This is a genomic window from Enterobacter sp. UNJFSC 003 (assembly GCF_036903355.1).
In the GTDB taxonomy this organism is placed as follows: Bacteria; Pseudomonadota; Gammaproteobacteria; order Enterobacterales; family Enterobacteriaceae; genus Enterobacter.
Genome location: NZ_JBAKHK010000001.1, coordinates 1,102,262 through 1,122,046 on the forward strand (window position 1 = coordinate 1,102,262; position 19,785 = coordinate 1,122,046).

The 19,785-nt window shown below is 56.9% G+C and carries 16 protein-coding genes; 6 read left to right on the forward strand and 10 right to left on the reverse strand.

Annotation, left to right across the window (positions count from 1 at the left end; genetic code table 11):
• The first annotated feature begins 85 nt into the window (after nt 1-85).
• The 3 genes from fdnG to fdnI are packed head-to-tail and all read left to right on the forward strand — an operon-like array spanning nt 86 to nt 4,678.
• Nucleotides 86-3,133 (forward strand): formate dehydrogenase-N subunit alpha, encoded by a 3,048-nt coding sequence (gene fdnG, locus V5P19_RS05150; RefSeq protein ID WP_334400757.1) that lies wholly within the window; start codon nt 86-88, stop codon nt 3,131-3,133.
• Between the two features lie 11 nt (nt 3,134-3,144).
• Complete coding sequence (gene fdxH / locus V5P19_RS05155) at nt 3,145-4,029, forward strand: formate dehydrogenase subunit beta (protein WP_334400759.1); 885 nt, start codon at nt 3,145-3,147, stop codon at nt 4,027-4,029.
• The gene (gene fdnI / locus V5P19_RS05160; protein ID WP_334400761.1) at nt 4,022-4,678 is read left to right on the forward strand and encodes a formate dehydrogenase-N subunit gamma; all 657 of its coding nucleotides are present in this window, start codon (nt 4,022-4,024) and stop codon (nt 4,676-4,678) included. The genes fdxH and fdnI overlap by 8 nt, the downstream gene beginning before the upstream one ends.
• Before the next feature lie 38 nt (nt 4,679-4,716).
• Here the strand turns inward: fdnI and ppk2 are convergent, their stop codons facing one another.
• Nucleotides 4,717-5,535 carry a polyphosphate kinase 2 gene (gene ppk2, locus V5P19_RS05165; protein ID WP_334400763.1) on the reverse strand — a complete coding sequence of 273 codons (819 nt, stop codon included), beginning with the start codon at nt 5,533-5,535 and terminating at the stop codon, nt 4,717-4,719.
• Nucleotides 5,536-5,704: 169 nt separating this feature from the next.
• On the opposite strand from ppk2, the gene araJ reads away from it, so the two are divergent.
• The gene (araJ, locus tag V5P19_RS05170) at nt 5,705-6,880 is read left to right on the forward strand and encodes an MFS transporter AraJ (RefSeq protein ID WP_334400764.1); all 1,176 of its coding nucleotides are present in this window, start codon (nt 5,705-5,707) and stop codon (nt 6,878-6,880) included.
• 6 nt (nt 6,881-6,886) lie between these two features.
• Here the strand turns inward: araJ and V5P19_RS05175 are convergent, their stop codons facing one another.
• The 7 genes from V5P19_RS05175 to V5P19_RS05205 form a co-directional block, all read right to left on the reverse strand.
• Complete coding sequence (locus V5P19_RS05175; protein WP_334400767.1) at nt 6,887-7,978, reverse strand: alkylhydroperoxidase domain protein; 1,092 nt, start codon at nt 7,976-7,978, stop codon at nt 6,887-6,889.
• Between the two features lie 10 nt (nt 7,979-7,988).
• Nucleotides 7,989-8,978: a putative FMN-dependent luciferase-like monooxygenase gene (locus tag V5P19_RS05180; protein WP_334400769.1), complete on the reverse strand. Its 990-nt coding sequence runs from the start codon at nt 8,976-8,978 to the stop codon at nt 7,989-7,991.
• Nucleotides 8,975-10,582 (reverse strand): ABC transporter ATP-binding protein, encoded by a 1,608-nt coding sequence (locus V5P19_RS05185; RefSeq protein WP_334400771.1) that lies wholly within the window; start codon nt 10,580-10,582, stop codon nt 8,975-8,977. The genes V5P19_RS05180 and V5P19_RS05185 overlap by 4 nt, the downstream gene beginning before the upstream one ends.
• Nucleotides 10,579-11,430, reverse strand: a complete 852-nt coding sequence (locus V5P19_RS05190) for an ABC transporter permease (RefSeq protein WP_334400772.1) — start codon at nt 11,428-11,430, stop codon at nt 10,579-10,581. Before V5P19_RS05190 ends, V5P19_RS05185 begins: the two co-directional genes overlap by 4 nt.
• The gene (locus V5P19_RS05195) at nt 11,427-12,371 is read right to left on the reverse strand and encodes an ABC transporter permease (RefSeq protein WP_334400774.1); all 945 of its coding nucleotides are present in this window, start codon (nt 12,369-12,371) and stop codon (nt 11,427-11,429) included. Before V5P19_RS05195 ends, V5P19_RS05190 begins: the two co-directional genes overlap by 4 nt.
• Nucleotides 12,372-12,381: 10 nt before the next feature.
• Nucleotides 12,382-14,001 carry a TIGR04028 family ABC transporter substrate-binding protein gene (locus tag V5P19_RS05200; protein WP_334400776.1) on the reverse strand — a complete coding sequence of 540 codons (1,620 nt, stop codon included), beginning with the start codon at nt 13,999-14,001 and terminating at the stop codon, nt 12,382-12,384.
• 140 nt (nt 14,002-14,141) lie between these two features.
• Entirely contained in the window at nt 14,142-15,344 is a 1,203-nt protein-coding gene (locus V5P19_RS05205; protein WP_334400778.1) for an FAD-dependent oxidoreductase, read from the reverse strand.
• Between the two features lie 132 nt (nt 15,345-15,476).
• On the opposite strand from V5P19_RS05205, the gene V5P19_RS05210 reads away from it, so the two are divergent.
• Nucleotides 15,477-15,983, forward strand: a complete 507-nt coding sequence (locus V5P19_RS05210) for an Rrf2 family transcriptional regulator (RefSeq protein ID WP_334400780.1) — start codon at nt 15,477-15,479, stop codon at nt 15,981-15,983.
• Nucleotides 15,984-16,026: 43 nt separating this feature from the next.
• Here V5P19_RS05210 and adhP read toward each other — a convergent pair whose 3' ends face one another.
• Nucleotides 16,027-17,037: an alcohol dehydrogenase AdhP gene (adhP, locus tag V5P19_RS05215; protein ID WP_334400782.1), complete on the reverse strand. Its 1,011-nt coding sequence runs from the start codon at nt 17,035-17,037 to the stop codon at nt 16,027-16,029.
• A 244-nt stretch (nt 17,038-17,281) separates the two neighbouring features.
• Here adhP and V5P19_RS05220 point away from each other — a divergent pair, with 244 nt between their 5' ends.
• Nucleotides 17,282-17,881, forward strand: coding sequence for an inorganic diphosphatase (locus V5P19_RS05220; protein WP_334400784.1), 600 nt, complete (start codon nt 17,282-17,284; stop codon nt 17,879-17,881).
• A gap of 37 nt (nt 17,882-17,918) precedes the next feature.
• On the opposite strand, the gene V5P19_RS05225 is transcribed toward V5P19_RS05220, so the two are convergent.
• Nucleotides 17,919-19,628, reverse strand: a complete 1,710-nt coding sequence (locus V5P19_RS05225) for an ABC-F family ATP-binding cassette domain-containing protein (protein ID WP_334400786.1) — start codon at nt 19,626-19,628, stop codon at nt 17,919-17,921.
• Nucleotides 19,629-19,785 lie beyond the last annotated feature (157 nt).

Genomic DNA, 19,785 nt, shown 5'->3' on the forward strand with positions numbered 1-19,785 from the left:
TCGACGACCTTGATTTGACGCAAAAAAATCAGGGGTTTTGCTGTTAGTTTGCGGCGCGAAGTCTTATTCGAAAACGAGGACAACAATGGACGTCAGCCGCAGACAATTTTTTAAAATCTGCGCGGGCGGTATGGCCGGAACAACGGCTGCCATGCTGGGATTTGCTCCCAAAATGGCGCTGGCTCAATCACGCAACTACAAGCTGCTGCGTGCCAAAGAGATCCGTAACACCTGCACATACTGTTCCGTAGGTTGTGGGCTTTTGATGTATAGCCTGGGCGATGGCGCAAAGAACGCCAAAGAAGCGATTTATCATATTGAAGGGGACCCGGATCATCCGGTGAGCCGCGGGGCGCTTTGCCCGAAAGGGGCGGGGCTGCTGGACTATGTCCACAGCGAAAACCGCCTGCGCTATCCGGAATACCGCGCGCCGGGATCCGATAAGTGGCAGCGCATCTCCTGGGACGACGCGTTCTCCCGTATTGCAAAAATGATGAAAGCCGACCGCGACGCCAACTTTATTGAAAAGAACGCGCAGGGCGTGACGGTCAACCGCTGGCTTTCCACCGGGATGCTGTGTGCCTCTGCGGCAAGCAATGAAACCGGCATGCTGACGCAAAAATTTGTGCGTTCTCTCGGCATGCTGGCGGTAGACAACCAGGCGCGCGTCTGACACGGACCAACGGTAGCAAGTCTTGCTCCAACATTTGGTCGCGGTGCGATGACCAACCACTGGGTTGATATCAAAAACGCTAACGTTGTGGTGGTCATGGGCGGTAACGCCGCAGAAGCCCACCCGGTGGGGTTCCGCTGGGCGATGGAAGCGAAAAACAACAACGATGCGACGCTTATCGTCGTCGATCCGCGCTTCACGCGTACGGCGTCGGTGGCCGATATCTATGCACCTATTCGTTCCGGCACGGACATTACGTTTCTGTCCGGCGTGCTGCGGTATCTGATTGAAAACGGCAAAATTAACGTAGAGTACGTCCGCCATTACACCAACGCCAATTTGCTGGTGCGGGATGATTTTGCTTTTGATGACGGTCTTTTCAGCGGCTATGACGCCGATAAGCGTCAATACGATAAGTCTTCATGGAACTATCAGTTCGATGAAAACGGCTATGCGATGCGTGACGAAACGCTGACGCATCCGCGCTGTGTATGGAACCTGCTGAAACAGCACGTTTCACGCTATACGCCGGACGTGGTGGAGAACATCTGCGGTACGCCAAAGGCGGACTTCCTGAAGGTGTGCGAAGTGCTAGCGTCAACCAGTGCAGCCGACAGAACCACCACGTTCCTGTATGCGCTGGGCTGGACGCAGCACACCGTGGGCGCGCAGAACATCCGTACCATGGCGATGATCCAGCTGCTGCTTGGCAACATGGGCATGGCGGGCGGTGGGGTGAATGCCCTGCGCGGTCATTCAAATATTCAGGGGTTAACCGACCTCGGCCTGCTGTCGACTAGCCTGCCGGGCTACCTGACGCTGCCCTCTGAAAAACAGCATAACTGGCAGACCTGGCTGAACGCCAACACGCCAAACGCCACGCTGCCGGACCAGGTGAACTACTGGAGTAACTATCCGAAGTTTGCGGTCAGCCTGATGAAATCTTTCTACGGCGATGCGGCGCAGAAAGAGAACGACTGGGGCTTTGAGTGGTTGCCTAAATGGGATCAAGCCTACGACGTCATCAAGTATTTTAACATGATGGACAAAGGTGAGGTTACCGGCTACATCTGCCAGGGTTTTAACCCGGTCGCGTCCTTCCCGGATAAAAACAAGGTTGTTCGCAGCCTGAGCAAGCTGAAGTACATGGTGGTTATCGACCCGCTGGTGACGGAAACCTCGACCTTCTGGCAGAACCACGGTGAAGCAAACGATGTGGATCCCGCATCGATTCAGACCGAGGTATTCCGCCTGCCGTCGACCTGCTTTGCGGAAGAAGATGGCTCTATTGCCAACTCTGGCCGCTGGCTGCAATGGCACTGGAAGGGGCAAGATGCGCCGGGCGAAGCGCGTAACGACGGTGAAATTCTGGCCGGGATTTACCATCGCCTGCGTGAGATGTATCGCACCGAAGGCGGCAAAGGCGCTGAGCCCCTGCTGAAGATGAGCTGGAACTACAGGCAGCCGGATCGACCTGAATCAGAAGAGGTGGCAAAAGAGAACAACGGCGTGGCGCTGGACGATCTCTACGACGCTAACGGCAACCTGGTGGCGAAAAAAGGCCAGCTGCTCGGCAGTTTTGCGCTGCTGCGCGATGACGGCACCACCGCATCCTCATGCTGGATCTACACCGGTAGCTGGACGGAGCAGGGTAACCAGATGGCTAATCGCGACAACGCCGATCCGTCAGGGCTGGGCAATACGCTCGGATGGGCGTGGGCGTGGCCCCTGAACCGTCGAGTGCTGTATAACCGCGCCTCGGCGGACATCAACGGTAAGCCGTGGGATCCCAAACGGATGCTCATCCAGTGGAACGGGTCGACGTGGACGGGCAACGATATTCCGGACTTCAACACCGCGCCGCCGGGCAGCAAAACCGGACCGTTTATTATGCAGCCGGAAGGGCTGGGACGTCTGTTCGCTCTGGATAAGCTGGCGGAAGGGCCGTTCCCGGAACACTACGAGCCAATGGAAACGCCGCTCGGCACGAACCCGCTGCACCCGAACGTGATTTCAAGCCCGGTCGTGCGTATCTACGAAGAGGACGTGCTGCGATTAGGTAAGAAGGATAAGTTCCCGTACGTCGGGACAACCTATCGCCTGACGGAACATTTCCACACCTGGACCAAACACGCGCGACTTAACGCTATCGCGCAGCCGGAGCAGTTCGTCGAGATCAGTGAAACCCTGGCGAAAGCGAAGGGGATTGCCAACGGCGATCGCGTGAAGGTGAGCAGCAAGCGCGGCTTTATTCGCGCTGTCGCGGTGGTAACCCGTCGCCTGCAGGCGCTGAACGTGCATGGTCAGCAGGTGGAAACCGTGGGTATCCCGCTGCACTGGGGCTTTGAAGGCGTGGCGCAGAAAGGCTATATCGCCAATACCCTGACGCCAAACGTCGGCGATTCCAACTCGCAGACGCCGGAGTACAAAGCGTTTTTGGTCAACATCGAGAAAGCGTAAGGAGCGAGTAAATGGCGATGGAAACACAAGACATTATTAAGCGCTCCGCGACTAACCCAATAACCCCCGCGCCTCGTGCGCGGGATTACAAGGCAGAAGTCGCCAAGCTCATCGATGTCTCCTCCTGCGTGGGTTGTAAAGCCTGCCAGGTGGCGTGCTCTGAGTGGAATGATATCCGCGATGACGTGGGACATTGCGTCGGGGTTTACGACAATCCGGCTGATTTGAGCGCCAAGTCCTGGACGGTAATGCGTTTTAGCGAAACGGACCAGAACGGCAGGCTGGAGTGGCTGATCCGCAAGGACGGCTGTATGCACTGCGAGGATCCGGGCTGCCTGAAGGCGTGCCCGTCTGCCGGGGCAATCATTCAGTACGCCAACGGGATCGTTGATTTTCAGCAGGACAACTGCATCGGCTGCGGTTATTGCATAGCCGGGTGCCCGTTTAATATTCCCCGCCTCAGCAAAGAGGACAACCGGGTCTATAAATGCACCCTCTGCGTGGACCGCGTGAGCGTGGGTCAGGAGCCTGCCTGCGTGAAGACCTGTCCCACTGGTGCTATTCATTTCGGCACCAAAAAAGAGATGCTGGACGTTGCCCAGCAGCGTGTGGACAAGCTGAAAGCACGTGGTTATGACAATGCGGGCCTTTATAACCCGCAGGGCGTGGGCGGTACGCACGTCATGTATGTATTGCACCATAACGACCAGCCGGCGCTGTACCATAACCTGCCGAAGGATCCGGCGATCGATACGTCGATCAACCTGTGGAAAGGGGCATTGAAACCGCTCTCGGCGGCGGGCTTTATCGCCACCTTTGCCGGGCTGATTTATCACTATATCGGTATCGGGCCAAACAAAGAGGTGGATGATGACGAGGAGGAGCATCATGAGTAAATCGAAAATGATAGTGCGCACGACGTTTATCGACCGCGCCTGTCACTGGACGGTAGTGATTTGCTTCTTCCTGGTGGCGGTCTCGGGGATATCGTTCTTCTTCCCGACGCTGCAGTGGCTGACCGAAACCTTCGGCACCCCGCAGATGGGGCGCATTCTGCATCCGTTCTTCGGCGTGCTGATTTTTGTGGTGCTGATGTTTATGTTCGTGCGCTTCGTGCATCACAACATCCCGGACAGGCAGGATATTCCGTGGGTGAAAGGGATTGTCGAAGTCCTGAAGGGCAACGAGCATAAAGTGGCCAAGGTGGGAAAATACAACGCCGGGCAGAAAATGATGTTCTGGACCATCATGAGCATGATTTTTGTGCTGCTGGTGACGGGCGTAATCGTCTGGCGTCCTTATTTTGCCCACTATTTCCCGATTCAGGTGATTCGCTACGCGCTGCTGATCCACGCGACCTCCGCCATCATTCTGATCCACGCCATCCTGATCCATATGTATATGGCGTTCTGGGTGAAAGGGTCGATTAAAGGAATGGTTGAGGGCAAGGTGAGCCGCCGATGGGCGCAAAAGCATCACCCGCGCTGGTACCGCGACGTTGAGCGTCTGGAAGCGAAAAAAGAGAGTACGGAAGGGATGAAGTAAGCCCCGCGCCGTCGGCGTTGCCCGGCGGCGCTTCGTTATCAGAATCGCTCTTCCACATAGCGGAACGGATATTGGGTCGGTTTAATCTTGCTAATTTTACGTTTTGGCAAATCCATTGCTTTAATGTGCAAATCTTTATACGGAATGTGGGAGAGAAGATGCGTGATAATATTCAGGCGCACGCGCTTTTTATCTTCCGAACGAGCCACAAACCACGGTGCCCATGCCGTATCGGTGGCTTCAAACATTGCATCTCGTGCCGCGGTATACTCATCCCACATATTGAAAGATTTAATATCCATCGGGGAGAGTTTCCAGGTTTTTCGGCCGTCGTTAATGCGGTCGCGTAAACGACGTTCCTGCTCTTTTGGCGTAACCTCAAGCCAGTACTTCAGCAAAATGATCCCCGCATCGATCATGGCTTTCTCCATCACCGGCGTACCCTCTAAAAATTTCTCAACCTGTTCTTCGGTGCAGAATCCCATGACCCGTTCCACGCCTGCGCGGTTATACCAGCTGCGATCGAAGATAACGATTTCGCCAGCCGAGGGCAGATGCGGCACGTAGCGCTGGAAGTAGAGCTGGCTTTTTTCTTTATCCGTCGGTGCGGGCAGCGCGACGACCCGGAAGACGCGCGGGCTAACGCGCTCGGTAATCGCTTTGATGGTCCCGCCTTTACCGGCACCGTCCCGTCCCTCAAACACAATGCACACTTTCAAACCTTTGGCGACAACCCACTGCTGGAGTTTAACCAGCTCAACGTGCAGGCGGCGGAGCTCCTTTTCATACTCTTTTGTTTTTAGCGGGGCAGTTTTAACGACGTCAACAACGACTTTGGCTTTCTTCTTACTGACCATAATTGTCATCCTCTTAGTGTCCTGTCGCGGTGGGAAAAGGGAAGCCGCACTAAGAAGTGTAATCTACCTGTATTGATGGATTAACGTGTCGGAACGCCGATTTGAACTGGCTCACCATACAAGATTGTTCAATAATGCGTGTTGCAAATCATTAACAACTGGTTGTGGTATGAAAAAGACGATTTTTTCGTTAGCGCTTGGCACCTTTGGCTTAGGAATGGCCGAATTTGGCATTATGGGCGTATTAACGGAACTGGCGCATGATACCGGAATTTCGATTCCCTCCGCCGGGAACATGATTTCCTTTTACGCCTTCGGGGTGGTGATCGGCGCGCCGATTGTGGCGCTTTTTTCCAGCCGGTTCTCGCTGAAAACGACCCTGCTTTTTCTGGTGGGCATGTGTGCCGTCGGCAATGCGATTTTCACCTTCTCCACGTCCTATGTCGGGCTGGCGATAGGGCGACTGATATCCGGCTTTCCGCACGGTGCCATTTTTGGCGTCGGGGCGATCATACTGTCCAAAATTGCCCCTCCGGGTAAGGTGACGGTTGCTGTTGCGGGCATGATTGCCGGGATGACCGTGGCCAATCTGGTGGGGGTTCCGCTGGGCACCTGGCTGGGGCATGCGTTCAACTGGCGTTATACCTTTATGCTGATTGCCATCTTTGACGCGCTGGTAATCCTCTCGGTCCTGGCGTGGGTCCCGACTCTCCACGATAAATCAGAAACCAGGTTAACCGAGCAGTTTCACTTTCTGAAAAAACCGGAACCCTGGCTCATTTTTTCCGCCACCCTGTTTGGTAATGCCGGTGTGTTCGCATGGTTCAGCTTTGTGAAGCCCTTTATGGTTAACGTGTCGGGCTTCTCGGAAGGGCTGATGACCGTCATCATGATGCTCATGGGGCTGGGCATGGTGCTGGGAAATCTGCTTAGCGGTAAATTGTCGGGACGCTTTAGCCCGCTGCGTATTGCTGCGATCACCGATCTGGTCATTGTCGCGTCGCTGCTGCTGCTCTTTGCCTTTGGAGAACAGAAAACGGCTTCGCTGGTGATGGGCTTTATCTGCTGTGCCGGGCTGTTTGCGCTGTCGGCACCCCTGCAAATTCTGCTGCTGCAAAATGCAAAAGGCGGCGAAATGTTGGGTGCTGCAGGGGGACAGATGGCATTTAACTTGGGCAGCGCGATTGGGGCATATTTTGGCGGGATGATGATTACGCTCGGCTTTAGCTGGAGCTACGTCACGCTGCCTGCGGCGATGCTGTCCTTCTCTGCCATGACATCACTGCTGATCTACGCCCATCTGCGCGCCAGGCGTGCTCAGGCTAACGCTCGCGCGCTAGCCTGATACGGGTCAGGAAAGCCAGGGTTCGCCCAGGGTCAACATCAAACGGTTGGCCCAGGCGAAGAAGGCGGCAGACTGCAGGAGATCGAGCTGCTCTAGCGTATCCAGCCCTTGCTGCTGTAGCGCCGCAAGATGGCGCGGCGTGACGGCAGGCGGTGTGACCGACAGCGCCGCCGCGAAGGTGATTTCTGCCTGCCAGCGCGCAGACTGACCCTCGCTCAACGATTGCCCCGGCCGCACGGCCAGCAGGGCCTCCACCGCATTATCCTCCTTCGACAGCTGGCTGGCTTTACGCGCATGGACTGATGCACAGTAAATGCAGCCGTTGATTTTGCTGGCAACCGTCGCGGCCAGCTCGCGCTCGGCGCGCGGTAACCCTCCCGGCGTATAAAAAATCCCTTTATCCGTTAGCGTTCGCTGTTCGAGAACCGGCAGGTTGCGTCCCAGCAGGCGGAAATAGTCAGAATCGGTATGGCCAAATTTCGCCAGTATGGCCACTTCATCATCGCGAAAATCGGCCAGCGGTTTGGCGGCAAGCCAGGGTTCCCAGCCGAGCGCCTGTTGCGTAAAGGCCACGGGAGCCGCCTTGCCTGTCGCCGTTACCGCATTGGTGTGCCAGACGCCCGCGACAACCGTAGCCTCGCTGGCGTCGACGGGTTTATCGTTGAGCAAACGCAGCCCGGCGATAAGCCGGTTCTGGAAGCTAACAAAGGCGATAAGCTGGGCCAACGTAACGATACCTTCTTTGCTCCAGCCCGCCTGTTTCAAGGCATTCAGCGCGCCAGGCGTGGCTTCCACTGGGGAGAAGGTCAGCAGACGTGCAAAGGTGAGCGCCGGGGTCAGGCGGTCTGAGGTCGGGTCGGCAAGGCCAAACCCGGCATAATGCGCTGCCAGCGCCGGGGCGTTATGCCATTTGGCCACTTTCGCCGCGACGGCAAACCGTTCGTCCAGCGCGAATGTGGCGTCCTGCTGGCTGAACAAGGTTTCGTAGCTGCCCTGAGCGTGACGGGTAGCGGCGTCGCGTACGGCGCGAGCCTCTGCCAGCGGGGAGCCGGGGGCGATTTCCGCCAGCTCGGCAAGAATATCCTGACTTAATGCCATAGGAGTGTCCTCAAAGAATGTAGGGGGCGATATGTTCTGCAATAAGCTCAATCGAACGAAGCGTGTCGCGATGAGACGGTTCGACCGAATGGACCTGGAATGAGATGTCCGTTGCGCGGCGTAGCACAGAATCCGCCTTCAGCGAGTTCAGCACCGTTTCCGGCGAACCAATATGTGCATCAAACTGTCTCCGATGATCGGTGACAGTGTCACCTAAAACGGTGTGTCCGGCGTCACGATGCTGCTGGGCTTGTCGGGCTAAGCCGGGGGCAGCCACCTTCAGGGCATACTCATCGCTATCGGCGACGAACGCCGTGCGGGAAGCCAAAATCCGTGGGGCAATACCTGCGGGAAGTGCATCGAGATAAGCATCCACCATCGGGTTTTGGATCGCGTCCAGCGTGAGATCTAACCTGTCCGCCGGACGAGGCTGGGTACGTGAAAGCATGAGGCCATGTCCTGCCTGGGCGGCGCGAACGGCACCGTCAACGGAGAAGGTGGCAATCCAGATGCGCTCCGCAAGCTGTGGGGCCGGCGGGTAAAGATGGTTGTCCGGGTGGGTCAGCGAATCCCCGCGCCAGGCGCTTTGTATCAGGTGCAGATGGTCGGTAAACGCCGTGCCGCGCGCCTCGAACGTGAGGCCGAACGGCAGGAAGGAGGTTGGCGTTCCCCCTGAGCCAAAGCCAACGTCGAGACGCCCATCTGCCAGCAGATCCAGCACCGCGGCATCTTCTGCCACGCGCAGCGGGTTTTCCATCGGCAGCGTGATGATGGCCGTCCCCAGGCGGATCGTTTCGGTATGCGCGGCAACGTGCGCCAGAAACAACAGCGGCGACGGCAGGCCGCCTTCACGTTCATGGAAATGGTGCTGCGCGATCCAGGCGCTGTCAAAGCCGTGGCGTTCGGCGTGGCGGATCTGTTCCGTCGCCAGGCGATAGCGCTCTTTGGGCGTGGCATCATCAAGCAGGCGGGTGAAAAATCCCAGGCGTTTTCGCGTCATGCGAACTCCTCCGTAGCGGGTGAAAAATGGGGAATGGCGTCAATCAGCTCACGGGTGTAAGGGTTCTGCGGTGTGGCAAACAGCGTTTCGACGCTGCCCTGTTCTACAACCAGACCGCTACGCAGCACGGTGACGCTATGCGCAATTCGGCGCACCGTTGCCAGATCGTGCGTAATAAACAGATAGGTCAGACCCAGCTGCTGCTGAAGCTGCTGGAGGAGCGCCAGAATTTGCGCCTGCACGGTAACATCCAGTGCGGACGTGGCTTCATCCAGCACCAGAATGGAGGGTTCCAGAATCAGCGCCCGTGCAATCGCCACGCGCTGACGTTGTCCGCCGGACAGCTCGCGGGCTGTACGCGTCAGCAGCTCAACGGGCAGGGCAACCCGCTGCGCAACCGTCTCAACCCGGGCTTTACGTTCCGCTTTACCGATGTGGGCAAAGTTCTTCAGCGGCTCTTCGACGATGTCAAAAAGCGTCTGGCGCGGGTCGAGGGAGGCGAACGGATTTTGATAAACAAACTGGATCTTCTGGCGGAGCTGTCGGCGCGCCTCGTGGCTGAGAAGGGTGGCGTCTATATCATCAATGATGACCTGCCCGCTATCGGCCCGTTCGAAGCCCAGCAAAATACGCGCGAGCGTGGTTTTCCCCGACCCCGATTCACCGACCAGCGCATGGGTGCTGCCGCGCCTCACGTCAAAACTGACTCCATCCAGCGCCTGGAGCTGATGGCCCTTACCCAGCGAGAACGTTTTGCTCAACGCGATGGCGCGAATGGCGGGTGAGGCCAGGCGGTGCCCTGAGACCGGGGCAATGGTCAGTCGTTGTCCCTGCAAATCGCTCAACAGCTGGCGTGTATAGACGTGCTGCGGTGCACGCACGATGTCAGCGGTGGCGCCGTGTTCCTGAACTTCACCATGGCGAAAGACCAGCAGCCGATCGGCGCGTTGTGCAGCCAGAGCCAGATCGTGCGTTACAAACAGCACCGCCGTGCCGGACTCCCGGCGTAGCACATCCAGCAGATCCAGAATGCGTTTTTGTACCGTCACGTCCAGCGCGCTGGTGGGTTCATCGGCGATAATCACATCCGGGCGCAGGGCGATAGCGATTGCAATCAGCACGCGCTGTTTCATGCCGCCCGAAAGCTGATGGGGATACTGCTTCATGCGCTGTTCCGGATGGCTTAAGCCTACTTTTACCAGCAGGGCGAGAACCTGCTCATCGCGCTGGGCAGAGGTCATTTTCTGATGTAGCTGAATAATTTCACCTACCTGCGCACCAATGGTTTTCACCGGATTTAACGAATTGCCCGGATCCTGCGGCACGAGGCTGATCCTCGCTCCGCGCAGGGCATCGAGTCGTTTGGATGACCACTGCCCGATCTCCTCGCCGTTGAGCACGATGTTGCCTGCATCACGCCGGGCGTTGTCGGCCAGCAGGCCAATAATCGCTTGTGCCGTCGTGGTTTTACCCGAGCCCGATTCGCCGACAAACGCCAACATTTCACCCCGCTTAAGGGTAAAGCTGACGCTGTGCACCACTTCGCGCCACTGGCGGGCGGTGCGGTAGCTAATGGTCAGGTTTTCTACTGAGAGCACGCTCATTGACGACCTCCGCTGAACTGTTGGCTGATACGGTTGGTGGCTAGCACCACGGCAATCACCACCACGCCGGGGAAGGTGGTTAACCACCAGGCGGTCGAGAGATAGTTTCGCCCTTCGGCGATCATCAGCCCCCATTCAGGGACAGGCGGAGGCGTGCCGTAGCCGAGGAAGCTTAACGTTGAGAGCGCAAGAATGGCCTGGCCAAACTGCAGGGTGGCAAACGCCAATACGGCGGTTAACGAGTTGGGCAAGATGTGCCGCCACAGCACGGACAGAAAAGTACCGCCGCTGCCAAACGCCGCTTCAACATAGTCCGTATGGCGAACGCGCACCACTTCACCCCGCGCCAGACGGGCAAAGCTGGCAATCGACGCGACGCCCACGGCTATCGCCGCGTTGACGGTGCCAAAACCGAGCAAAATGATGACCGTCAAAGAAAGTAGCAGGGACGGAATGGCGAGCAAAACGTCTACAAACCGCATCAGCAGAGTTTCAACGCGACCGGCGAACGCCCCGGCAGTAACGCCCAGCGCGGTGCCTACCAGTAATCCCAGCGTTACCGCCGCCAGCGCGGCGCTTAGAGAATGGGAGGCGCCGTAGACGATGCGGGTATAGACATCTCGACCCAGCTGGTCGGTGCCGAGCCAATGCTCTGTCTGCGGTGCAAGCCGCTGAGCTCTGGCGATGCCTTCGATGGGGCTATAGTGGGTCAACAGGCCCGGCGCCAGGGCTGCAAAAGCCGCAAGGATAATCACCGTCCACGCCAGCCACAGGCCGGGTTGCCACTGTAACCCGTGCCAGGTTGGCACGCGTTTTCGCGCGGCGGCAGCGTAATCCACAAGACTCATCGTGCACCTCCGATAACGGTTTGCAAACGCGGATCGAACAGCGGCATCAGCAGATCGACCAACAGATTGATCAGCACAAACCCGAGTGCAGATATCATCACCACCGCCTGAAGGACGGCGATATCCTGGTTATTCACCGCCTGCTGTGTCAGCTGGCCCAGGCCGCTGCGCCCGAATACGGTTTCAGTGATTAATGCCCCGGCAATAAGTTCGCCCAGCAGCAGTCCGGCGATGTTCAGGACAGGCAGCAGGGCGTTGCCGGTCACGTGTCGCCAGAGCACGGCGGTTTCGCTCAACCCCTTAGCGCGGGCGACCGCGACAAAAGGTTGAGAGGCGACCTGATCCAGACTGCGCATCAGAATCTGTGCCAGCGGGGCGGAGATCGGTATGGCCACGGTCACGATCGGCAGGATTAACCCCTGCAGCGGCGAGGGGTTAATCACCGGGATCAGCCGCAGTTGGAAGGAGAAAAGCTGAATCAGGGCGATACCCAGCCAGAACGTCGGCAGCGAAATAAACAGAACCGGTAATGATTGGAGGGTATTGCTCAACCAGCGTAAACCAGGCAGGCGTGAGGCAAAGGCCAGCGCAAACGCCAGCACTACCGCCAGCGCAAACGCGGGTAGGGCGAGACTCAGCGTGTCCGGTAAATTACTGGCAATCAGTTGGCTGACGGGCACGCCTGCCTGTAATGAATAGCCAAAATCCCCCTGCAGCATAGCCAGCAGCGTGTGGGCATATTGTTGCCAGAGGGGGCTATCCGCGCCGTATGCCACGCGCATCTCCTCGATTTGTGCCGGGCTTAATCCCAGATCCGGGTTCTGGAATTTAATCAGCACCGCATCACCCGGCAGAACCTGTAGCAATACGAACGAGAGGGTAAACGCGGCCCATAGCACCAGCAGCCCATGCCCTAAGCGTTGAAGAAGTGCGTGGCTCATCGTCAGATCCTCAGTGTTTCTCAATCCACGCGCCATAGAACGACGGGCGGCCAACTGCTTCAAAGCTCACGCCTTTCAGCCAGGGTGCACCGGCGTAGACCTGCGGCTCTTCAAAGATTGGAATGACGTAGGCGTTATCCAGAAGATAGCGCTGGGCATCACCGGTTAGCTGGAGGCGCTTTTGCGGGTCGACCTCGGCGGAAATATTCACCAGCAGTGCATTCAGCCCGTCATCGCGGAAATTTTTAACCTTGTCGCTGGAGCCACCCTTTTGCAGCAGCGCGTCGCGGTTGGCGGGGTAGAACATGCTTTTCACCACGTCCGGGTCGGCGCGTCCGACTTCGGAAACGGTCAGCGGTGTTTTAAGCGGGTCGAGGCTGTCCAGGGTGCGACTGCCCGCATCGCCCGCCTTCACGCTCAGCGCAACGCCCACCTGACGCCATTGCTGGGCCACCAGTTGCAGCACCTCTTTGTTTTGCGGCTGCGGCAGGGATTCATAGACGGTGAGCGCCAGACGCTGGCCCTCTTTAGCGCGGATCCCGTCGCTGCCTGTTTTCCAGCCAGCCTCGTCCAGCAGCGCGTTGGCTTTGGCGGGATCGAAGGTGAGCCTGTCGCTGAGATCGACAAAGCCCGCGGCAGAATCGGCAATCACCGATTTAGCCTGGGGATAGTTAGGTGAGAAGAGGGTGTCGACCACCTGTTTCGCGTTGGTGGCATGAAGCAGCGCCTGACGCACCCGAATATCGGCAACCAGCGGGTTATCCGGGCGGAAGCTGATGCTGTCGTTAACCCCTCGTGTGGGGGCTGCGTAGATTTTATAGCTCTGGTCGGTGGTCTGTTTTTCGTCATAGGCCTGAACCTGACGGATAAAGTCCGCCTGGCCAGCGAGGAGTGCGCCGACGCGCACGCTGTCCTCCTGCGTCACGATAAACTTGATGCCGTCGAGGTTTGCCGGTCCCTGCTGCGTCAGGTTTTTCGGCCCCCACCGATAGTCTTTACGCGCTTCAAGCGTCACTTCGCGACCGAGTTTTTCATCTTGCACCACAAAGGGGCCAGAGCCGATCACGTGGCGGGCATCGCCCAACTCTTCAAAGTTGCGCGATAACGTACTTAAGGACACCAGACCCGAGCCAATGGTGGCGGTGCCTTGCAGGAAGCCGGGTGATGGTTTTTTGAAGTAGAACTTCACGGTAAGCGGATCAACCACTTCGCTGCGATCGTAGTTGTTAATGACCTCTGAGACCGGCAGGCGCTGCGCCTTATTGCCTAACCCGTAGGTATCAAAGTTTTTTGCCACGGTGCTGGCATCCAGCGGCGTGCCGTCAGAGAAGGTGATGCCGGGGCGAATTTTAAAGGTATATTCCGTTTTATCGGCATTAGTGGTCCAGCTTTCGGCCACCCAAGGTTCCACCTGCAGCGTCTTCGGGTTCTGCCACGTCAGCTTATCGGTTATCTGGTTAAGAATGCCGCCGTTAGGATAAAAACCACCGGCAGGCGGATAGAGGTTAGTGTGCGCCTGTTGTTCCAGATAAATCAGCGTGCCGCCTTTGACCGGCGCATCTGCGGCCCAGCCGGTGCCAGTAGCCAGAATCAGCGCCGTCAGCAGCGGCAGGCGAAAGGGGGTTTGCATGGTGAATTCCTTTGTTATCTTCTTGTTAGCGTCGGATTCATCATCGGGCGCAGGGCAAAACAAGGGAACAAAGGAATTGAGATAAGGTTTGCCGGAAAGTGGAAATAAACATGCCCCTCGGGCGGGGCAGTGGCAGGGAATTACACAAATTTCGCCAGCGGATCGGCGGCAGCGAAGGCGACGCCTTTGTCTGCTGCAGGGGGGTAAATCAGTTCGTTGGTGATAGCAATTTTGATTTTCTTTGCCTCGTCACGTACGGATTTGACCGCCTGTTCCCAGCCTTCGGTATAGACAGCACCCCAGCCGCCCAGGTCTAGACAGGTTACGTAGTTTACCTGGCGATAAGGGTAGGGCTCGATATTCAACAGGCTGGCTGCGGCGTTGTGACCGGCAAATTTACCCAGCTGGATTGCGTGCTGGCAGGTCATCAGCGCTGTATTGCCCAGATCGTCCGTTTGGGCATGCGCCATATCGCCGGTGGCGTACACTTCCGGATGCCCCGGAACCTGTAGTGATTGAGTGACGTTGAGACGCCCCAGATTATCGCGCTCGGCATCAATCTGCTGGCTTAAGGCATTTGCCTCCACGCCCGCAGTCCAGACCACGGTTGATGCCGCAATACGTTCGCCATTTTTCAGCGTCACGCCATGCGCATCGATCGCCTCTACTTCGCTATTAAGACGCCATTCAACACCCAGTGCTTTACTCGCATCTGCAACAGTGGTGCGCAACGCATCACTGTAACGTCCACCAATCGTTTTTCCTCTTTCAACTACGATTACTTTGGTATCCGTAACATCACCGAAACGGGCACGAAGACGGGCCGGTAACTCGGTGGCCAGCTCAATGCCGGTAAAACCACCGCCGCAGACCACGACGGTGTTACGCTCTGGCGTGGAAGGGCGCGAGGCCAATGAGTCCAGGTGCCGTTCGAAGACCTGCGCTGATTCCAGCTGGTCGATATCAAACGCGTATTCCTCCAACCCCAAAATGGGGGGGCGCTTACTCTGGCTCCCCGTCGCCAGCACTAGCCGTTCGTAGATGACTGTTGATTTATCACCGCTGGCAGCACGATAGGTGACAGTTTTATTTTTTGTATCAATGACTTCTGCGCTGCCTGCGATAAACTCAATATCCAGCGCGGTAAACAGGTCGTTAAGGGGAGCAATCAGCGTTGACACGTTTTCTTCATAGAATCGCGGGCGAACGCGCAGTTCCGGGACGGGAGACAGCACGGCGATCTTCAGACTGCTGTTTCCATTCAGTGCTGACAGGCGAGCGGCACTGACTGCCGCCCACATGCCCGAAAACCCACTACCCACAATTAAAATTTGCTTCGTCATGTTCGATCCTTTTTGATCGTCAGGCCGTATGTCTGACATAACTGCAACTATACTTGTCGGAGTTAACTGCGACAACTTCTTTCTGAGTTAAAAATCGTTATAATGGCTGGAACAGTAACTTCGGAGTTAACCATGGCGTTTTACAGTTCCGGTGTGGAATATGGCATTCATAGCCTGATGTGTATGGTGGATGCAAAAGGCAGTGAGCGTGAAATGAGCGTCAGGGAGATGGCAGCCCTGCAGGGTGTGCCGTACGACTACCTTGGCAAAATCTTCACCCGTTTGTCACGCGCTGGGCTGGTGGTCGGTACGGAAGGCAAGGGCGGCGGATTTAAGCTGGCCCGTGCCGCTGAGCTGATTACCGTGCTGGATGTGGTACACGCCATCGACGGCGAGAAAAACATGTTTGAATGCCGCGAAATACGCCAGCGGCTGGCATTATTTGATGAAACCCCTCCGGCCTGGGTGTGTGATGGCCCGTGCGGCGTACGTTCGGTGATGGATAGCGCACAACAGCGGATGGAAGAGGAATTAGCGCGGCATACCATTCTCGATCTGGCGCGCAAAATGTATCGTAAGGCACCGGATACTTTTCAAATTGACGTTCAGGAGTGGATCTCCGACAAGCGTTCCCTGTAGCTGAAGGCCGGGCAAGGCAACGCCATCGCCCGGCAACAGTGGTTTACGCGCGTAAATCGATGACCATACGGCCACGGATCTGGCCCTGCTCCATCTCTTTGAAGATGGCGTTGATGTCTTCCAGCGGACGCATTGTTACCTTCGGCACGACCTTGCCTTCCGCGGCAAACTGGAAGGCTTCCATCAGATCCTGACGGGTACCCACCAACGAACCGACGACCTGAATCCCGTCCAGCACCAGGCGTGGAATATCGAGGCTCATCGCTTCCGGCGGCAGACCTACCGCCACAACGCGGCCACCGGCACGCACTGCATCGACGGCGGAGTTGAAGGCGGCTTTGGCTACAGCCGTTACCACGGCAGCATGCGCACCGCCGGTTTTCTCCTGAATCACTTTTGCGGCATCTTCACTGCGGGAGTTGACTGTCAAGTCCGCGCCCATGCTCGCGGCCAGCTTCAGCTGTTCGTCATTGACGTCGATAGCGATAACCTTGGCATTGAACACATTTTTGGCGTATTGCAGCGCGAGGTTACCCAGCCCGCCGAGGCCATAAATGGCAATCCACTGGCCCGGCTTGATGCCGGATACCTTCACCGCTTTATAGGTTGTCACGCCAGCGCAGGTAATGCTGCTGGCTTCAGCGGAACCCAAGCCTTCCGGCACTTTTACTGCATAATCGGCGGTGACGATGCACTCTTCTGCCATGCCGCCGTCAACGGAATAACCGGCGTTTTTCACGTCACGGCACAGGGTTTCATTGCCGGTATTACAATACTCACAGTGACCACAGCCCTCAAAGAACCAGGCCACGCTTGCGCGGTCACCGACCTTCAGCGAATTTACGCCGGGGCCCACTTCTTTCACGATACCAATCCCTTCATGGCCCAGGATTACGCCGGTCTTATCCCCGAAATCACCGTTTTTCACGTGGAGATCGGTATGGCAAACGCCGCAGCACTCCATCTTAAGCAGGGCTTCTCCGTGCTTCAGCGGGCGCAGCGTTTTTTCCGTGACATTGACGTTGTGATCCTGTGTTACGACAGCAGCCTTCATGTGATTCTCCTTGTTCATGGCGAGTTTTGTATTGCAGGTGTAATACTTCTTAAGGATTAATTCTTTGCCACGGTAATGCAAGGGAACAGCAACATAATGTCATCATTTCAGTGGATTTCAGATTAAGAATAGAGCGATCCTCTCATAACTGGGAGGGTGGAAATAACGTAAAAAAACCGTCATGTTTCTGTCATCCGCCCAACGTACCGTGTTGTCTTCCTAATAACCGAAGAGTTAAAAGACAATGCATCTGGTGAAAAAACTTATCGCAATCAGCGTCCTCCTGTCCGCTTCCGTACAGGCGCAAAACATCCTTGAATTCCCTCAGCCGGAGAACAATCCCGAAGAGTTCTATGCCGTCACTGAGATCCCGGCGGGCGGCATTATCAAATATGAAACTGACGCTAAAACCGGTTTTATCGTGGCTGATCGCTTTCAGTCCATGCCGGTGGCGTATCCGGCAAATTACGGTTCTCTGACCCAGTCTCTGGCCGGTGATGGCGATCCGCTGGACGTGATTTTCTATACCCGGGCCCCCATGGCGCCGGGAACGCTGATCAAGCTGCGGGCGATTGGCGTGCTGAAGATGGTCGACGGCGGGGAGAAAGATGACAAAATCGTCGCCGTGCCGGCGAGTAAAATCGACCCGACCTATGACGATATTAAAGAGTTAAGCGATCTGCCGAAAATGGACGTGCAGCGTCTGGAATCGTTTTTCCGCGTTTATAAACAGCTTCCCGAAGGGCGAAAAAAAGTGGAGCTGAGCGGCTTTAACGATGCTGCGACGGCGAAGCAAGAGATCAAACAGGCATGGGATGCCTGGAAAGAGAAAAAACCGCAGTAAAAAAACTGGCCCGGCGAGGCTACCGCCGGGCGCAGTCTTACAGTTGGGCTTCTATCACCTCAATCTCTTTACGCCATTGGGCCTGCAGCTGCGGCTTTTGATGCTTAGGCTTGCGCGCCAGGTCTTCTTCCAGCAGCGTTTCCAGCGTTACCAGTCGCTCTAGCAGGTCGTCACATTCGGAAGGACTCTCTTCAGGCGTTTCCCGTATGGCTGTTGTTGAGGTCAGGCCCGCGCTTTCTCGCAGCCGCGCAAAGACGGCTTCGGCATCGTGCCATTCGCTCATCTTTCCGTCTTCGATGAGCCAGAAACGGTTACAGCTCTGACTAATCAACTGACGATCGTGACTGACCAGCAGCACGCCGCCCTCAAACTGCTGCAGGGTGTCCGCCAGCGCTTCTTTGCCTTCCATGTCCAGATGGTTGGTAGGTTCATCAAGCATCAGCAGGCTGTAGCGGGCAAGCGTCAGGCCAACAAACAGCAGGCGAGACCGCTCGCCGCCGCTCAGCGTACTGACCTTTTGCCCGTGCCGCACCCACGGGAATCCGGCGCTGATGAGGGCCATTTTGCGGTTCTGTGGGTCAGGCGCAAAAGGTGCCAGCGCATCAAGCAGCGAGGCATCGTCCGGCAGCTGGTTCAGCGTTTGGTCGTAATAGCCTGGCGAGACGCGCGGGTGGATTTTCATCCCTGCATCGGTTATGTCATCGGTAAAATGCTGCCAGATGAGCTTCATCAGGGATGATTTACCGCAGCCGTTGCGCCCGACGATCGCCACGCGATCGCCGCTTTTAAGCCGTGCAATATCGACGGTAAACAGCCCAGGCAACCCTGGTGCAGGCGGCACTGCGAGGTTTTCCATTTCCAGCAAACGGTCTGCCCGCAGCGCGTCGCCGCGCAGGGTTAACGTCCACGGGCTGCCTGCGGTGACCTCGGTCTGGCTCTCCTTTAGCCGCTCCACCTGTTTTTCCATCTGTTTGGCTTTGCGGGCCAGATCTTCGTTATCGTAGACCTTGCCCCAGGTCGCCAGCCGTTTGGCGCTGGCGGCCACACGGTCAATTTCCTTTTGCTCTGCCTTATGGCGTAACGCATCGCTTTCGTCTTTTGCCACCAGCGCTCCGCGTGCGGCGGTGCAGGGAAGGGCAAAATAGTGCAGCGTTTTATCACGCAGGATCCAGCTGCCGTTGGTGACGGCGTCCAGCAGCTGCCGATCGTGAGAAACCAGCACGAAACTCCCCGACCAGTTTTGTAAAAACTGCTCCAGCCAGAGCATGGTCGGCAGGTCGAGGTGGTTGCTCGGCTCATCCAGCAGCAGAAGATCCGGTTCGCTTATCAACGCCCGAGCCAGCAGCAGGCGCGTATGTTGCCCGCCGCTCAGCGTGGCCGACGAGAGAGACATATCTTTAGGCGTAAAGCCCATGCCCGCCAACAGGGTTTCTGCTTTCCAGCGCAGGCCGTCACGCTCGCCAGACGGCAGTTGCGCCAGAACGGCATCCAGCATGGTGAGTGAGTGAATTGCTTCCGGCAGATGTTGTTCAACGCGCGCCATCAGACAGTGTCCGGCCAGCGCTACCGTTCCGGCTGCAGGGGAGTCCGTGCCGTCGAGGATCTTCAACAGCGTGCTTTTGCCACAGCCGTTATCGCCCAGCAGACCAATGCGGTCGCCTTTTTTCAGCGTAAAGGAGAGTGAGTCGAAGAGCGTGCCAAATGCCGTATCAACGCGTAAAGATTGTGCAGTGAGTAAAGTGCTCATTGTTGCTTACCCAAGAGTTACAGGCATGTTTATGCCTCGTCAAACATCGCTGACGATAACTCAGTAAGCCCGAGAGAAGGGGAGTTAGGGGTTGGTGTCTTCGCTCAAGCCGAAGTTATCGCAGCACGATATCGATAACGCTTGAGCTGATGCGATC

Bases quoted from the DNA above. Each gene is read 5' to 3' on its own strand.
- fdnI (WP_334400761.1), top strand. From the start codon at position 4,022: ATGAGTAAATCGAAAATGATAGTGCGCACGACGTTTATCGACCGCGCC.
- V5P19_RS05210 (WP_334400780.1), top strand. From the start codon at position 15,477: ATGGCGTTTTACAGTTCCGGTGTGGAATATGGCATTCATAGCCTGATG.
- V5P19_RS05185 (WP_334400771.1), bottom strand. From the start codon at position 10,582: ATGAGCGTGCTCTCAGTAGAAAACCTGACCATTAGCTACCGCACCGCC.
- V5P19_RS05225 (WP_334400786.1), bottom strand. From the start codon at position 19,628: ATGAGCACTTTACTCACTGCACAATCTTTACGCGTTGATACGGCATTT.
- V5P19_RS05175 (WP_334400767.1), bottom strand. From the start codon at position 7,978: ATGGCATTAAGTCAGGATATTCTTGCCGAGCTGGCGGAAATCGCCCCC.
- V5P19_RS05195 (WP_334400774.1), bottom strand. From the start codon at position 12,371: ATGAGCCACGCACTTCTTCAACGCTTAGGGCATGGGCTGCTGGTGCTA.
- adhP (WP_334400782.1), bottom strand. From the start codon at position 17,037: ATGAAGGCTGCTGTCGTAACACAGGATCACAACGTCAATGTCACGGAA.
- V5P19_RS05190 (WP_334400772.1), bottom strand. From the start codon at position 11,430: ATGAGTCTTGTGGATTACGCTGCCGCCGCGCGAAAACGCGTGCCAACC.
- V5P19_RS05180 (WP_334400769.1), bottom strand. From the start codon at position 8,978: ATGACGCGAAAACGCCTGGGATTTTTCACCCGCCTGCTTGATGATGCC.
- araJ (WP_334400764.1), top strand. From the start codon at position 5,705: ATGAAAAAGACGATTTTTTCGTTAGCGCTTGGCACCTTTGGCTTAGGA.
- fdxH (WP_334400759.1), top strand. From the start codon at position 3,145: ATGGCGATGGAAACACAAGACATTATTAAGCGCTCCGCGACTAACCCA.
- V5P19_RS05220 (WP_334400784.1), top strand. From the start codon at position 17,282: ATGCATCTGGTGAAAAAACTTATCGCAATCAGCGTCCTCCTGTCCGCT.
- ppk2 (WP_334400763.1), bottom strand. From the start codon at position 5,535: ATGGTCAGTAAGAAGAAAGCCAAAGTCGTTGTTGACGTCGTTAAAACT.
- V5P19_RS05205 (WP_334400778.1), bottom strand. From the start codon at position 15,344: ATGACGAAGCAAATTTTAATTGTGGGTAGTGGGTTTTCGGGCATGTGG.
- V5P19_RS05200 (WP_334400776.1), bottom strand. From the start codon at position 14,001: ATGCAAACCCCCTTTCGCCTGCCGCTGCTGACGGCGCTGATTCTGGCT.